The sequence below is a fragment of the Holdemanella sp. DFI.5.55 genome, assembly GCF_020593575.1.
Lineage (GTDB): Bacteria > Bacillota_I > Bacilli_A > Erysipelotrichales > Erysipelotrichaceae > Holdemanella > Holdemanella hominis.
The window spans coordinates 1-243 of the sequence record NZ_JAJDMK010000346.1 but is presented as its reverse complement, the minus strand read 5'-3'; the positions used below and the strand labels follow the sequence as shown (position 1 = coordinate 243).

Here is a 243-nt window from a genome sequence, read left to right as displayed (position 1 = left end):
GATAAAAGATTACCAGCATTAAGACGGCTAAAGCAACGGTTACCCACATGGCGGACTGAACGCCAGTTGTTAACGAAGCCGGCAAGCCGGAAATAACCACCAAAAGCGTGACGGAAGCAGCCCCACAAGCTTGGCGCAGTGTATTGTTAAGCGCCGTTCCATGACTGTTTTCCTGCGGTGACAGTTGGGAGAATGCCTCCGAAAGCGCGGGATTAAACAAAAATGCATTACCAATCAGCCGAA

The 243-nt window shown here is 50.2% G+C and carries 1 protein-coding gene; it reads right to left on the bottom strand.

All coding sequences use genetic code 11. The annotated features are described in order from the left end of the window. The coding region (locus LJE08_RS14360; protein ID WP_227403628.1) for a hypothetical protein at positions 1 to 220 on the bottom strand (220 nt) is incomplete at its 3' end. Positions 221 to 243: the final 23 nt, after the last annotated feature.